The organism is Thiomicrolovo immobilis, from assembly GCF_039645955.1.
Classification (GTDB): Bacteria; Campylobacterota; Campylobacteria; order Campylobacterales; family Sulfurimonadaceae; genus Thiomicrolovo; species Thiomicrolovo diazotrophicus.
In genome coordinates this window covers 718483-731844 of sequence record NZ_CP147916.1, presented here as the reverse complement: position 1 = coordinate 731844, position 13362 = coordinate 718483, and the positions used below count along the sequence as shown (strand labels likewise).

Sequence of the window (13362 nt, the reverse complement as noted above, 5' to 3'; positions counted from 1 at the left end):
ACTACTTCTCTTCGAAGCTCTCCGCACTCATCGCGTTGAGCCGCCGCTCCAGCCGACCGATCTCATCCAGCAGCTGCTTCGAGACCCCTTCGAGCTGCTGAAAATACTCCTTTGCCAGCTCCTTATCACTGTCGGATATCTTCGGCTTCATATTGAAGAGTTTGCTGAAAAAAGAGCGGTTCATCTCCCCGAAATAGAGTTTGAAAATCTTCAGATAGGTATCGTGCAGGGTAAAGTGCAGGGTTTCGATCGTACTGAGGCGGTCCATGCCGGGTATCGCATTGAGCTTCTGTCCCTCACCGTAAAACCACTGGCCGAACTGGCAGTCGGTGCTGTCGACGGGAATGGCGTCCTTTTCGACGGGGAGCCCCCCGACGAGGGCTTTCGCACGGTTGACCCATTTGATATGCGCTTTTTTAGCTGCGCTGAGCTGTTCAAGCGTCTGTGCTTTATCCATCAATACGTTCCTTGGCGTCATTCGGTTCTCTAAAAACCGATCTTAAAATGCAGCGGGCATTCTAACACTATTTACGAACGTATTCTGTTTAAGAAACAGACACAGTTATCGTGTTTCAGCGTGCGTACTCCACGCTGCGAAGCTCACGAATAACGTTCACCTTGATCTCGCCAGGGTAGCTGACGCTCTGGGCGATCTCGTCGGCGATCTCCTTGGCCAGCAGCGCCGTCTCGTCGTCGCTGACGACCTCGGCATTGACGATGACACGGACTTCCCGGCCGGCGTTGATGGCATAAGCCTGCCGCACGCCGGGGTGGCGCGACGCGATCTCCTCTATTTCCGTCACCCGTTTCAGGAAGCTCTCGAGCACCTCGCGGCGCGCCCCCGGCCGGGCGGCGGAAAGAGCGTCGGCGGCGCAGACGGCGGCGCACTCGATGGAGTCCATCTCCTGCTGGCCGTGGTGGGCGAAGATCGCGTTGATGACGATGGTATCCTCGTCATAGCGTCGGCATACTTCGGCCCCCAGATCCACGTGGCTCCCCTCGTGCTCATGGGTTAGCGCCTTACCGATATCATGCAGCAGCCCCGCCCGTTTGGCCATCTTCGGGTCCCCGCCGAGTTCCGCGGCGATGATCCCTGCCATATTGGCGACTTCGAGGGTGTGCGCCAGGGCGTTCTGACCATAGCTTGCACGGTAGCGCAGCCGCCCGATCAGCTTCATCAGCTCCGGGTGCATCGGGCCGACACCGGTTTCGAAGACGACCTCCTCGCCCTCATGCAGGATCTTCTCCTCGTACTCCGCCGTCACCTTGGCATGGATCTCCTCGATCCTTGCAGGCTGGATCCGCCCATCCTCGATCAGCAGCTCCAGGGTCCGCGTGGCGATGGCGCGGCGGTAGAGGTTGAAGCTGCTCACCACGATCTCCTTGGGGGTCTCGTCAATGATGATATCGACGCCGAGCACCATTTCAAGCGCTTTGATGTTGCGCCCTTCCTTGCCGATAATGCGCCCCTTGAGCTCATCATCGTCCAGGTGCACGACGCTGATCAGGCGCTCCGAGGCGAAGGTGCCCGCAAAACGGCTCGTCGCCTGGGCCAGCAGGAAGTTTGCATGGCGTTCGGCCTGTTCCCTCGCCTCGTTCTCGTAACGGCGCACGATGTGGGCGATCTCGTCACGCGAACGCGCCTCCACCTGCGAAAGCAGCAGCTGACGCGCCTCATCCTTCGTCATCCCGGCACTGCGTTCAACGGCACGGATCGCCTCATCCGTACGGCGCTCAAAATCGTTTTGCAGCTGGATCAGCGCCTTCTCGCGGCGCTCGACAGCCAGCCGCTTGCTGCCGGCCACCTTGAGCTCATGCTCGACCGCCTCGCGCTCCTGGCGGACAAAACGCTCCAGGTCCTTTTCGCGGCGAGACATAGTCGACTCGCGCCCGGCGAGGTCATGCTCGGCGCGGCGCACGGCATCCTCGTAGCGGTTTTCCGCCCGTTCTTCCGTTTTGCGCGCCCGTTCCGAAGCGCCTACCAGCAGGGCCTCCGCCTCTTTCTCAATGGTTTTGGCTTTGGCTTTCGCCTGTTCCGTATAAAAATCAAGGTGAGCGCTCGTGATCTTTTTCGAAATGAAAAATCCCACCACACCGCTAATAGTGGCGATCGCGCCTCCTGAGAGTATTTCGTTTATCATGTATCGTCCCCGCTGCTTCATAGCGGGCCGACGGTGTCAATAGCACATCAGCCGAAACATCGTAATCATCGCAAATTTTCTCGTTTGTCATACACTCTTCGAGTTGAACAAAGATCGTTTTTGGTTTTCTGTTCAATCGGGCGAAGAAACGGTCGTACATCCCTTTACCGAATCCGATGCGGCGTGCCTGTGCGTCAACCCCGACGGCTGGCACCACAGCTATATCAATCTTTTTAATGTTTCTATTACTGAATCCCGGCTCGTAAATCCCAAAATTTTTACGGGACATCGGGTATCTAAATGGTACCATCAGGAAGCTTGCACCGACCATAAAAGGCAGATAGACGTTCCACCCCTCCCGGCGCAGCCGGTGCAACAGCGGCCGAAGGTCCGGCTCGCTCCCCAGCGGCCAGAAGAGCAGAATGTCTTTCCCGCCGCTTGTACGCACTTCCGCGTAGAGGGCATCGCAGAGCCGTTTGTCCCGCTCCAGGCGGTTATGTTCCCAGACCGACCGCTGCTTGTTCAGGCAGATGTCGCGGAATGCGGCTTTCGTCATAAAACACCTCGCTTGGAACCGCCCCCTGCAGCCCGGATAATGGGGCTTTACCGGAGATGGGTTATAATATCGGCCATTTTAACAAACAGGTATGAAAATGATGGTAAAACAGTTCACGATAACCGCACTTGTCGCGCTGCTGATGCTCGGCGGCTGCAGCGACAGCAAAGACGCGCAGAGCGGCGACGCGGATGCGCTGATCGCCAAAACCGTTTACACGCTCAACGACATCAACGGTACTGCCTACGAAGTGACCAAATCCGGCGCGGACTTTCGAATCAGCGGCGTCCCCGAACCGGTGGTCGTCTACGACATCTTCGCCACCTGGTGTCCACCCTGCCGCGCCGAGGCCCCGCACCTGAGCAGCCTGCAGAAGAAACTGGCGGGCAAGATCAAAATCATCGGCGTGACGATCGAAGAGGGGAACGACAACGCCTACTACCGGCGTTTCGCGGAGGATATCGGCATTGAGTACAGCCTCGTGAACTCTCCCGACAACCAGAAATTCTCCCGTGCGGTCGCCGGCGCCATCGGGGTCGGGCAGGACTTCCCCATCCCCCTCATGGTGGTTTATAAAAACGGCCGTTTCGTCAAATACTACTCGGGACTCGTTCCCGAAGAGATGCTCGAGTCCGACCTGAAAGCCCTGGCGGAGGCGCAATAGACAATGCTCGGTTTTTTCAAAAAAGGGCTGCAGAAGACCGCGGAGGCGATGAAAAGCGTCGCCCCGAAAAAACGCAAACGTATCCCCAAGGATGAGCTCGAGGATATTCTCCTCGAAGCCGATGTCGAATACGATCTCATCGAGATCATCATGCGCGAGCTCTACGCCGACGACGTCACGCGCGAACAGCTTGAATCGAAGCTGATGGCGACCCTTGCCTGGGCCAACTACGAAAAGCCCGAGCACGAAAAGCCCTTCGTCGACCTCATCATCGGGGTCAACGGCGCGGGCAAAACGACGACGATCGCCAAGCTGACACAGCACTACATGAACGCGGGGGAGCGGGTCCTGCTGGGGGCCTCCGACACCTTCCGTGCCGCGGCCATCGAGCAGCTGACCCGCTGGGCCGACCGCCTGGGCGTGCCCATCGTCTCCTCGCGCCAGGGGCACGACCCCTCCGCCGTCGCCTACGACGCCATCGAATCGGCCAAAGCCCGCGGTTTCGAGCATGTCATCATCGATACGGCGGGACGGCTCCACACCCAGACAAACCTCTCCGAGGAGCTCAAGAAGATCGTCCGCATCTGTGACAAGGCCCATGCCGGCGCCCCGCACCGCAAGATCCTCATCATCGACGGCACCCAGGGCAACTCCGCCATTGCCCAGGCCAAGGCGTTCAACGAGATGGTCGATGTCGACGGCATCATTATCACCAAGCTCGACGGCACGGCCAAGGGGGGGTCGATCTTCTCCATCGCCTACGCGCTGCGTCTGCCCATCTTCTTCGTCGGCGTCGGCGAGCAGCCCGACGACCTCGTTCCCTTCAACAAGTTCGAGTTCATCGACGGCTTCCTCGACCCGATATTTGAGGCGGAGGCCTAAGCACCCTTCTGACACTGCGTCATAGTATGGCCGCCCGTGCCGGCGGTATGCTATGCTTTCCCACACAATACGGATATACGGAGGCATCGTGGCCAAGAAAAAATCCCTCTTCGAATGCCAGCACTGCGGTTTCACCTCGGCCAAATGGATGGGCAAGTGCCCCAACTGCGGCACCTGGGACTCTCTTGTCGAGCTGAGTGAACAGCAGCAGGAGGTGCTCAAACAGACTGCCTCCTCCGTCACCGGTAAAGCCAAGGCGCAGCCCATCAACGAGATCGCCCACACCGAGGTCGAACGCTTCAGCTCCGACGATGTCGAACTGGACATGGTGCTCGGCGGCGGGGTCGTTCCCGGATCGCTGACGCTGATCGGCGGCAGTCCCGGTGTGGGCAAATCGACCCTGCTGCTCAAAATCGGCGCCAACATCGCCAAAGGGGGCCGGAACACCCTTTACGTCACCGGCGAGGAGAGCGAAGGTCAGGTCAAGCTGCGCGCCAACCGCCTTGACGCCAACGCTGACCACCTCTATCTCCTCAGCGAGATCCGCCTGGAACAGGTGCTTGCCGAACTGGCCCACCGCAGCTACGAATGCCTCATCGTCGACTCCATCCAGACGCTCTACAGTGAGGCGGTCACTTCCGCCCCTGGCTCCGTCACCCAGGTCCGCCAGATCACGTTCGAGCTGATGCGCCTCGCCAAGGAGCGCCGCATCGCCGTGTTCATCATCGGCCACATCACCAAAGAGGGTTCCATTGCCGGACCGCGGGTGCTGGAGCACATGGTCGACACCGTGCTCTACTTCGAAGGTGACAGTGCTCAGGAGCTAAGAATCCTGCGCGGGTTCAAAAATCGCTTCGGCCCCACCAGCGAGATCGGCGTTTTCGAAATGCGTAACGAGGGACTCGTCAGCGCCAAGGATATCGGGTCGCGCTTCTTTGACAAGACCCGGGACCAGAGCGGTTCGGCCCTCACCGTCGTCATGGAGGGGTCGCGCCCGCTCATCCTGGAGGTGCAGGCCCTGGTCAGCGACTCCCACGCCTCCAATCCCAAGCGCCAGGCGACGGGGTTCGACACCAACCGCCTCAATATGCTCCTGGCGCTGCTGGAGCGCAAACTGGAGCTGCCGCTGAACTCCTACGACGTCTTCATCAACATCACCGGCGGCATCAAGATCAATGAGACCGCCGCCGACCTCGCCGTGCTTGCGGCCATCATCAGCAGCTTCCGCGACCGTACCGTCTCCAAGGAGACCGTCTTCATCGGCGAAGTCTCGCTGGTGGGGGACGTGCGCGAGGTCTTCCAGCTCGACACCCGCCTGCGCGAACTCGCCATGCACGGCATCACCAAGGCACTGGTGGCCAAAAAGCCCCAGCAGAGCCACGGCGTGAAATGCTACCCCGTCGACGAGGTCACCAAACTGATCGATTGGATGTGAGTTCGCCGTAAAAAATGCCAACTGCTCAAGGAAACATCGCTACGCGAGCGGTACCCTTGTTTTGGCGTTTTGGCGAACGATGCAGCGTAGCGGAATTCCGGAGCGCAGCGAGGACAAACCGTAGCTGTTGCACTGAAAAACAATGTAGTTGTTTTCAGCAATGCGCTTTAGCGCTGTTCCAAAGGACCAGCGCAGGCTTGAAATCAATAGTCCACCAGCAAAATCAAGGGTGACATTCAGTCACGCTTGCCCGCGCGAGACAAGAATCGAAATTCTTATGTACAAATAGGACCCATCCCACCACTGCCTATCATCTATAACAAAAGTTAATCACAAAAATATCAATAATATTCGAAATTTTTATATTAATTTTACACTCTGGTTCTATTATGATGCCCATTCAAATCAAAAGGATGGGAAATGCCCACGCAAGGAAACGGTTTAATACGCCCCTTTTTCAGGGGAGTAGCAGGAATAATAGTATTGCTTTTAAGCGCCATGTCGCTGGAGGCGGCCAACTGGCTGATGCTGCAGGGAACGCAGCCCGACACCGTCGCGCCCAAAGGGGTTGTCGTACCCTATCGCAACAAGATGCCCGTCGTCTGGGGCTTTATCCAGGCCAACTACAAGCAAGATTACGGCGATGTCTTCATCGACCCGAACGGTGTCAACAAAACCCCGTTCTCGTTGTTGAACCCCAATCTGGCCGACCAGGAGGGGTTCAGCCTTTTTCGCGCCAGACTCGCCGCGCGCGGCATGGCCGACAACGACAACAAAGTCAACTACTTTTTCATGACGGAGTTCGGCAATAACGCCGTCAACAATCTCGCTGGGCATGATACCGCCACCTTCTTCACCGACGCATCGGTGACGCTCCGCCACGTCCCCGGGCTCAATGCGCGCATCGGTATGTTTAAAACACCCGGCAGCGAAGAGGGGCTGCGCGCTGTCTTCGTCTCCCCCTATATCGAATTCACCACGATGACGAACCAGCAGGTGCTCGAGCGCCAGGTGACCAATGTCGGTACTGCACAGACCGGCAAAGCGGCCGGCGGCGCTTCGACGGTACACTACACTAGTACCGACGTCACACGGCCGATCGCCGCGTTCCGGGACATGGGAATCGAGCTCTTTGACACCTTTGCGCTCGGTCAGGGGTGGACGCTCAGCTACGCCTACATGTACGGCAACGGTACGGGGATTTCCCACAACGCTTCGGACCACCAGGCGACCCATTACGGCTACCTGGCCCTCGAAGAGGACTTCGGCGCGGGCAAAGGCTTCTACACCGAAGCCCTTAAGTTCTTTGTCTGGGGGCAGACCGGCAAGCGGCGGCTCTACTTCGCCGATGCCAACGGCACGACCACGCCCGTCAAGCACGACCGTAAACGCTACGGCGTCGGCTTCTCCTACTACGAAAACGGCCTGCGGGCGGAAGCGGAATATATGTGGGCCGAAGGGATGATCTATACGGGCGCCAAGGACACAGATCCGGACCCTTATCAGGAAGATTGGCAGCTGCAGTTTGCCGTCGGCACCGAGAACAAGGCCGAAGGCGGCTATCTCAACCTGCAGTACGAGCTCTTTCCCAAGCAGTTCGAGGTTTTCGGCCGCTATGACTTTATGAACCGCCTGACCAATGACACCAAAGGCGAACGCGACTTCCAGACCATCACCCTGGGATGTTCCTATCGTTTCCGCGGCCCGACACGGATCGATTTCAACTACATGATCCGCGATGCGAAAGCACCGGGCAACTCTGCGGCGCAGAACGTGCTGGACAACATGGGCGATCGCCTCGCCATCCAGCTCACCGCGGCATTTTAAAAGGAGACAACATGAAAAACGTATCGATCACACGGATAATAGCCGCACTGGCACTCACCCTTTTCATACCGACGGTCTGGGCCGATGACGACGATGACGTCGTCAAGATCGTCTACCAGTGCGATTTCCCCGACGTCCAGAGGGTCCACCTCATGCTGAACACGCTGAACAACGCCGTAAAATATTACGAGAAGAACCTGATCCAGTACGAGATCGACGTCGTTGCACTGGGGCCGTGCCTGCAGTACTTCATGAAGGACTTCAAAGGGACCGGCTTCGCGGCCAAACCCTACCTGGAACGCGGCGGGCCGACAGGCGAAGGGACGCGCAAACGCTTTAACGGCCTCAAGCTGCTCGGCGGCGACAACATTACCTTTTTCGCCTGTCAGAACACCATGGACAAGAAGAACGTCAAAGCGTCACAGATCGCCGACAACGTGGAGATTACCCCCGGCGGCATCGTCAAGGTCATTGACGATCAGCGCGACGGATTCGCCTATATTAAGATCCAGTAGACGCGACCCGCGGTACTGCACCGCTGTTACGCTTCTGCCCGGCATGTTCAAGAAGGGCCTCATGGCTCTTGAACAGTGTAATAACATTTTGATATAATCGGTGATCCAAGGAGCCGATACCCTTTGAAGCTATTTTCCAGAAACAACCTGCTCTTCGCCGTTCCTTTCTTTCTCATCATTCTCTTACTGATTATGACCATAGAAGTCTTCAACCGGGAGGTCGCGTGGCAGGTCATCGACGAGGTCAGCGACCAGCTCAGCCTCTCGCTGCGCACGGAGCTGCGCAACGAGAAGGAGGATGCCCTGCGGTTTGCGCTGATCCTCTCGGAGAACGACTCCCTCCGGCATGCCCTCAAAGAAGATGACGACGAAGCGGGCTTCGCCCTCCTCAAACGGATGATCAAATCGGTGCAGACAAACACCTCCGAACTCGTGCGGGCTCAGATCATTACCGCGGATTCGCGCCTCTTCGCCCGCAGCTGGGATGCCGACAATCTCTTTTCGGGGATGCCGCTCGATACCTACCGCCGCGACCTCGAAGAGATCATGCTGCACAAGAAACCGCGCTCCTCCATCGAAGTCGGACGACGTCTGGGGATCAAGGCGACCGTCCCCATGTACGAAGAGGGGGAGCTCATCGGTTTTGTGGAAGTGCTGAAGTTCTTCGACGCCAGTACCGACTTCTTCCACAAGTTCGGAATCGACCTCTACGCCCTGCTCGACGACAGCTACTACAACACCGCCGTTTTGATGCAGAACAACCCCTCCGTCGCCTGGTACCTCGTCGGCAACCGCCGCTACAACAACATCAACCTCAAGGTCCTGCAGCGCCTGGACATGAAACAACTGCGCAAAGAACGGATCATGCTGCGGGAGAACAAGTACATCTTCTTCGAACCGATGCGCAACGGCGACGGCGAGACCATCGGCGCCTTCGTCTTCGTCATGCCCAAACAGAGCATCGAGCACTTTGCCCGCAGCGGGGAGGACCTCTCTTTCCTGCTCGCGTTCTCGCGGAACAACCTCTACGACATCGTCAAGAAAGAGCAGTATGACAACAAGGTCTACCACAGCGGATACGACAAGGCCCTGCTTTCACTCAAGGATACCGTGCCCGAGGAGGACCGGGAACTCTTTATGGAGGAGGCGCGGGACATACTTTCCACCTACACCAAAGAGGAGCTGATCGCCCTGATGCTCCACTACAAACTCGCCCGGAAGATCGAAGGAGAGATACGATGAAAATTCTGCTGCTGGAAGACGAATACGCGCTGCGCGTCAGCATCGAGGAGTTTCTGGAGGATCTTGATTTCAACGTCGAGACCTACGCCAACGGCGACGACGCTTTCGACGCCGCCTGCGCGACCCATTTCGACCTTTTCTTGTTCGATGTGAACGTCCCCGGCCTCAGCGGATTCGAACTGCTCAAGACCCTGCGTGCCGAGGGCAACGAGACCCCGGCCATCTTCATCACCGCCCGGACGCAGACCAAGGACCTCGAAGAGGGGTACAAGCGCGGCTGCTGCGATTACATCCGCAAGCCCTTCGACCTCACCGAGCTGCAGCTGCGCATCGAACATGCGCTGCGCAGCTACTACTACAAGCACAGCGAAGCGATCGAACTCGCCCCGGATCTGCTCTACGATACGAAACGGATGCAGCTGAGTTACAAAGAGGAGCCGATTACGCTGAGCAAGACGGAGAGCGACATCCTGGAAGTCCTGCTGCGCCATACGAACCAGGCCGTCTCCATGGCGATGTTCCAGGACGAAGTGTGGGGCGAGTACGTCGACCCCGCCAACATCCGGGTCCAGATCAACAACCTGCGCAAAAAACTCCCCGCGGACATCATCAAAAACCGCCGCGGCATAGGGTATATCATTGAAAGATAATCAATACGCCCTCAAAAACGCGATGCTCTACACGGCACTGATCACGGTGATCCTCCTCGCGCCGCTCTATGTCTACACCGTCTATATGAAACAGATCCACGGGATCCAGAACGAACTGATGCTCAAGCAGCACGCCGCCCGTGTCATCAGCGCCATGGAGGAGTACGACGAGAACCGTGAAAGCTATTTCGAGTACCCCCGCTTCAAGCGGATCGTCTCGGGGCTTTACGACCTGCACTTCAAACCGGTCTTCACCCTCATCGACTTTCCGATGGAACACTTTGCCGCCGGGTACCACATCGACGAAAGCCGCAGCGCCTACCTCATCATCCCCCTGCCGCGGGAGCGCTACTTCGGCGCGGAGTACCTCATCGTCGGCAACCACCTCACCTACGCACCCGTCTACGAGCGCGTCGCGACGATCCTCATCGCCATCGTCGTCCTCGTCTTTTTTCTCTCGCTCCTGGTCCTGCAGCGTTTTGCCCTGCCCTTCAAGCGCGTCAACCAGAAACTGGACAACTTTATCAAAGATACCGTCCACGAGATCAACACGCCCCTCTCCATTATCAACATCAACATCGATCTCTACAACCGCAAGCATCCCCAGAGCAAATACCTGCAGCGCATCAAAGCCGCGTCGAAGACCCTCTCGAACATCTATAACGACATGGAGTACCTCATCAAGAACAAGCAGATCGTTTTCGAATACGAGGAGATCGACGTCAGCGCCTTCGTGCGCGAACGCATCCTCTATTTCAACGAGGTCGCCGCAATGAAAGGGATCACCATCGCCTCCGAGATCAATGAAGGGGTGTTCCTGCACTTCAACCAGACCCAGCTGCAGCGCATCATCGACAACAACATCTCCAACGCCATCAAGTACTCCCACGAGAACAGCATCGTCGAGGTCGCCCTGAAACGGTACGACCACCGCTGCGAACTGACCTTCAAGGATTACGGGCTGGGGATCGAGAACACCGAAAAGATCTTTGAACGCTACTACCGCGAGGAGACCGGCAAAGGCGGTTTCGGCATCGGGCTCAACATCGTCAAGGCGATCATGGAGGAGACGGGCATCACCCTGGAGGTCTCTTCCGTACCGCAACAAGGAAGCACATTTACCTACGTTTTCCCGCCCCATCTCTGCCAAAATCCTGCTATTTGATCTGCTAATAGGAACTTTTTCCCTCCGCATCAAAAATCTTTATATTTTTTTACATTGTTTTTACATTGCACCGTTACAATTTTCGAAACCAAGCAAGGAGAAACACGATGAAGAGATGGCTGTTACTCAGTACGACCATCGGTCTGGGTGTAGCGTTCGCCGCCAACCTGTCCGATGCCATCGAGCGGCCCGAAGCGGCGTCGATCATCCAGAAGGATCTGTTCGGCCCGGCCAAGGCCTACACGATGCCAGCGGGGTGTATCACGGACGACAAGGACGCGATCGCCCGGGGCGCATACATTTTCCATAACCTCAATGGAGAAAAAGCCAAAGGCAAACTGCCTGCAGGCCTGTCAAAAAAGAATGCGAACGGCTCACCGAAGCAGTACGGCAACTGTGTCGCCTGCCACAATATCGAAGGGGCCAAAGGCGCCGGAAATATCGGTCCGGACCTGACAAACTACCATGCATTTTTCATTGAAACGGGTACCCGTGACAACCAGTTCGTCTACCAGAAAATCGCCGACGCGCGTGTCGATAACCCGAAGACGCACATGACGATCAACCTCACGACCGGTCTCTTTACCGAACGTGAAATCTGCGACATCACCTCATATATCGTTTCCATTAAACACTAAAGGAGAACCCATGCAAAGAAGAAGTTTCTTACAACGTATCGGACTGGCCGCAGCGGCCACGGCAGCAACAGCAACCCTCACCCCGCAGAGCCTGCTCGCGGCGGAAGCGCCCAAGGGCCCCAACACGATGAACATCGACGCGGCCCTCAAGGCCATTACCGGCGGCAAGGCCGTCACGCCTTCGAAAAAGGTGCACCTCAAAGCGCCTGAGATCGCGGAAAACGGCGCCGTCGTTCCCGTCACGGTTGAAGTCGATTCCCCGATGACACCGGATGACTACGTCAAAGCGATCCACGTCTTCGCCACGAAAAACAGCAACGTCCGCTGTGCCGACATCATGCTGACACCGGCCAACGGCGCGGCGATGTTCGCGACACGGATCAAGCTCGGCAGCTCCCAGGATGTCCTCGTCGTCGCCGAAACAAGCACCGGCGAATTCCTCAGCGCGAAACAGAGCGTCAAAGTCACGATCGGCGGCTGCGGCTGATCGCCGCTTCAGACCCGAGCATCATCAAAAAAGGATAGACAATGGCAGAAAGAAAATCACTGATTAAAATCAAACCGAAAAAGTTTAAAAGCGGCGACGTCGTCAAGGTCAACTTCATGGTCATGCACCCGATGGAAACCGGGATGCGCAAAGACAAGAAAAGCGGCAAGATCGTGCCCGCCGATTACATCACCGAGGTGAAGTTCTTCTTCAACGACACCCCGTTCACGACGATGCAGGTCTGGGAATCCGTTTCGACGAACCCGGTCTTCACGATCAATTTCAAAGTGCCCGCTGCAGGGACACTGAAAGTCGTCTACAAGACCAACACCGGCGAAGTCCAAGAGAAGTCGAAAAAACTCAAACCGAAAGGCTGAGCCATGAAAGTTACATCAATCATTGCGGCCACCCTGCTTTGCGGCACGCTGGCCATGGGCGGTGAGCAGTTCGCCATGAGCGACGCCGACCGCGCGCTCTATGCGGAACTGCTGGAGAACAACCCGGCGGAGATGGACGTCGAATGGGGCGGTGAGCTCGTGGAAGAAAACTGCGGCGGCGACGCCGGCCTGGCGAAGTTCCTGGGCATTTCCGAAGCAAAGCTCCCCGCGTACATCGCCGGCTTCCCCCGCTATATCAAACAGTTTGACGCCGTCCTCGGTGTCGACCAGGTGATGCAGGCGCTGATGGCCCAGAACGGCCATAAACCGTTCAAGCTCAGCAGCAAAGAGATGTTTGCGATGCTGGCCTACGCCAAATCGCTGGCCAACGAGGAAGCGGTGGCGATCGACGTCAACGCCAACCCGCAGATGAAGGCCGCCTACAAGCTGGGCGAAGAGGTCTTTATGACAGCGCGCGGCGGCCGCGGGCTTTCGTGCAACAGCTGCCACTCCGCCGACATCGTCGGTTCCGTACTGCGCACCCAGCCCCTGCCGGATCTGGGCGAAGCGGGCGCCGGCGCAACCTGGCCGGCGTACCGGATGACGAAGTCCTCCCTGCGTACCCTGCAGCGCCGCTTCCAGGGGTGTATGAAAAACGCCCTGCTGGCGGTGCTCCCGATCGGTTCGGATGAGATGGTGGGCCTTGAGGTCTATGTCACCAATCTCGCGAAAGCCAAGAACAAAACGATCGCGATCCCCGGCCTGAAACGCTAAAGGACAGAT

General features: G+C 57.5%; 15 protein-coding genes. 12 read left to right on the top strand and 3 right to left on the bottom strand.

All coding sequences use genetic code 11. The annotated features are described in order from the left end of the window. Window position 1: 1 nt before the first annotated feature. From WCX72_RS03725 to WCX72_RS03715, 3 genes are all read right to left on the bottom strand, one after another. Window positions 2-457 (bottom strand): CZB domain-containing protein, encoded by a 456-nt coding sequence (locus WCX72_RS03725; protein WP_231020507.1) that lies wholly within the window; start codon window positions 455-457, stop codon window positions 2-4. 115 nt (window positions 458-572) lie between these two features. Then, window positions 573-2141 carry a ribonuclease Y gene (gene rny, locus WCX72_RS03720; RefSeq protein ID WP_345970943.1) on the bottom strand — a complete coding sequence of 523 codons (1569 nt, stop codon included), beginning with the start codon at window positions 2139-2141 and terminating at the stop codon, window positions 573-575. Further along, a complete protein-coding gene (locus tag WCX72_RS03715; RefSeq protein ID WP_345970942.1) occupies window positions 2098-2697 on the bottom strand; it encodes a 5-formyltetrahydrofolate cyclo-ligase in 600 nt (199 codons plus the stop codon). Before WCX72_RS03715 ends, rny begins: the two co-directional genes overlap by 44 nt. Window positions 2698-2788: 91 nt before the next feature. Here WCX72_RS03715 and WCX72_RS03710 point away from each other — a divergent pair, with 91 nt between their 5' ends. The 12 genes from WCX72_RS03710 (at window position 2789) to soxA (ending at window position 13353) form a co-directional block, all read left to right on the top strand. Further along, on the top strand, window positions 2789-3361 hold the full coding sequence (locus WCX72_RS03710; RefSeq protein WP_345970941.1) for a TlpA disulfide reductase family protein: 573 nt from the start codon (window positions 2789-2791) through the stop codon (window positions 3359-3361). Window positions 3362-3364: 3 nt separating this feature from the next. After that, window positions 3365-4243 carry a signal recognition particle-docking protein FtsY gene (ftsY, locus tag WCX72_RS03705; protein ID WP_345970940.1) on the top strand — a complete coding sequence of 293 codons (879 nt, stop codon included), beginning with the start codon at window positions 3365-3367 and terminating at the stop codon, window positions 4241-4243. Window positions 4244-4331: 88 nt separating this feature from the next. Next, window positions 4332-5678, top strand: a complete 1347-nt coding sequence (radA, locus tag WCX72_RS03700) for a DNA repair protein RadA (protein ID WP_345970939.1) — start codon at window positions 4332-4334, stop codon at window positions 5676-5678. A 483-nt stretch (window positions 5679-6161) separates the two neighbouring features. Beyond that, complete coding sequence (locus WCX72_RS03695; RefSeq protein WP_345970938.1) at window positions 6162-7505, top strand: hypothetical protein; 1344 nt, start codon at window positions 6162-6164, stop codon at window positions 7503-7505. A gap of 11 nt (window positions 7506-7516) precedes the next feature. Further along, the gene (locus tag WCX72_RS03690) at window positions 7517-8020 is read left to right on the top strand and encodes a hypothetical protein (RefSeq protein ID WP_345970937.1); all 504 of its coding nucleotides are present in this window, start codon (window positions 7517-7519) and stop codon (window positions 8018-8020) included. A 123-nt stretch (window positions 8021-8143) separates the two neighbouring features. Next, the gene (locus WCX72_RS03685) at window positions 8144-9262 is read left to right on the top strand and encodes a cache domain-containing protein (RefSeq protein WP_345970936.1); all 1119 of its coding nucleotides are present in this window, start codon (window positions 8144-8146) and stop codon (window positions 9260-9262) included. Continuing rightward, a complete protein-coding gene (locus WCX72_RS03680; protein WP_345970935.1) occupies window positions 9259-9912 on the top strand; it encodes a response regulator transcription factor in 654 nt (217 codons plus the stop codon). The genes WCX72_RS03685 and WCX72_RS03680 overlap by 4 nt, the downstream gene beginning before the upstream one ends. Beyond that, entirely contained in the window at window positions 9902-11077 is a 1176-nt protein-coding gene (locus tag WCX72_RS03675; RefSeq protein WP_345970934.1) for a HAMP domain-containing sensor histidine kinase, read from the top strand. The genes WCX72_RS03680 and WCX72_RS03675 overlap by 11 nt, the downstream gene beginning before the upstream one ends. 107 nt (window positions 11078-11184) lie before the next feature. Further along, complete coding sequence (gene soxX / locus WCX72_RS03670; protein WP_231020496.1) at window positions 11185-11715, top strand: sulfur oxidation c-type cytochrome SoxX; 531 nt, start codon at window positions 11185-11187, stop codon at window positions 11713-11715. Between the two features lie 10 nt (window positions 11716-11725). Continuing rightward, window positions 11726-12202 carry a thiosulfate oxidation carrier protein SoxY gene (gene soxY, locus WCX72_RS03665; RefSeq protein ID WP_345970933.1) on the top strand — a complete coding sequence of 159 codons (477 nt, stop codon included), beginning with the start codon at window positions 11726-11728 and terminating at the stop codon, window positions 12200-12202. Window positions 12203-12243: 41 nt separating this feature from the next. After that, the gene (gene soxZ, locus WCX72_RS03660; protein WP_231020494.1) at window positions 12244-12579 is read left to right on the top strand and encodes a thiosulfate oxidation carrier complex protein SoxZ; all 336 of its coding nucleotides are present in this window, start codon (window positions 12244-12246) and stop codon (window positions 12577-12579) included. Between the two features lie 3 nt (window positions 12580-12582). Then, window positions 12583-13353, top strand: coding sequence for a sulfur oxidation c-type cytochrome SoxA (soxA, locus tag WCX72_RS03655; protein WP_345970932.1), 771 nt, complete (start codon window positions 12583-12585; stop codon window positions 13351-13353). The last annotated feature ends 9 nt before the right edge of the window (window positions 13354-13362 follow it).

Bases quoted from the DNA above. Each gene is read 5' to 3' on its own strand.
- WCX72_RS03725 (WP_231020507.1), bottom strand. From the start codon at position 457: ATGGATAAAGCACAGACGCTTGAACAGCTCAGCGCAGCTAAAAAAGCG.
- rny (WP_345970943.1), bottom strand. From the start codon at position 2,141: ATGATAAACGAAATACTCTCAGGAGGCGCGATCGCCACTATTAGCGGT.
- WCX72_RS03715 (WP_345970942.1), bottom strand. From the start codon at position 2,697: ATGACGAAAGCCGCATTCCGCGACATCTGCCTGAACAAGCAGCGGTCG.
- WCX72_RS03710 (WP_345970941.1), top strand. From the start codon at position 2,789: ATGAAAATGATGGTAAAACAGTTCACGATAACCGCACTTGTCGCGCTG.
- ftsY (WP_345970940.1), top strand. From the start codon at position 3,365: ATGCTCGGTTTTTTCAAAAAAGGGCTGCAGAAGACCGCGGAGGCGATG.
- WCX72_RS03690 (WP_345970937.1), top strand. From the start codon at position 7,517: ATGAAAAACGTATCGATCACACGGATAATAGCCGCACTGGCACTCACC.
- WCX72_RS03680 (WP_345970935.1), top strand. From the start codon at position 9,259: ATGAAAATTCTGCTGCTGGAAGACGAATACGCGCTGCGCGTCAGCATC.
- soxX (WP_231020496.1), top strand. From the start codon at position 11,185: ATGAAGAGATGGCTGTTACTCAGTACGACCATCGGTCTGGGTGTAGCG.
- soxY (WP_345970933.1), top strand. From the start codon at position 11,726: ATGCAAAGAAGAAGTTTCTTACAACGTATCGGACTGGCCGCAGCGGCC.
- soxZ (WP_231020494.1), top strand. From the start codon at position 12,244: ATGGCAGAAAGAAAATCACTGATTAAAATCAAACCGAAAAAGTTTAAA.
- soxA (WP_345970932.1), top strand. From the start codon at position 12,583: ATGAAAGTTACATCAATCATTGCGGCCACCCTGCTTTGCGGCACGCTG.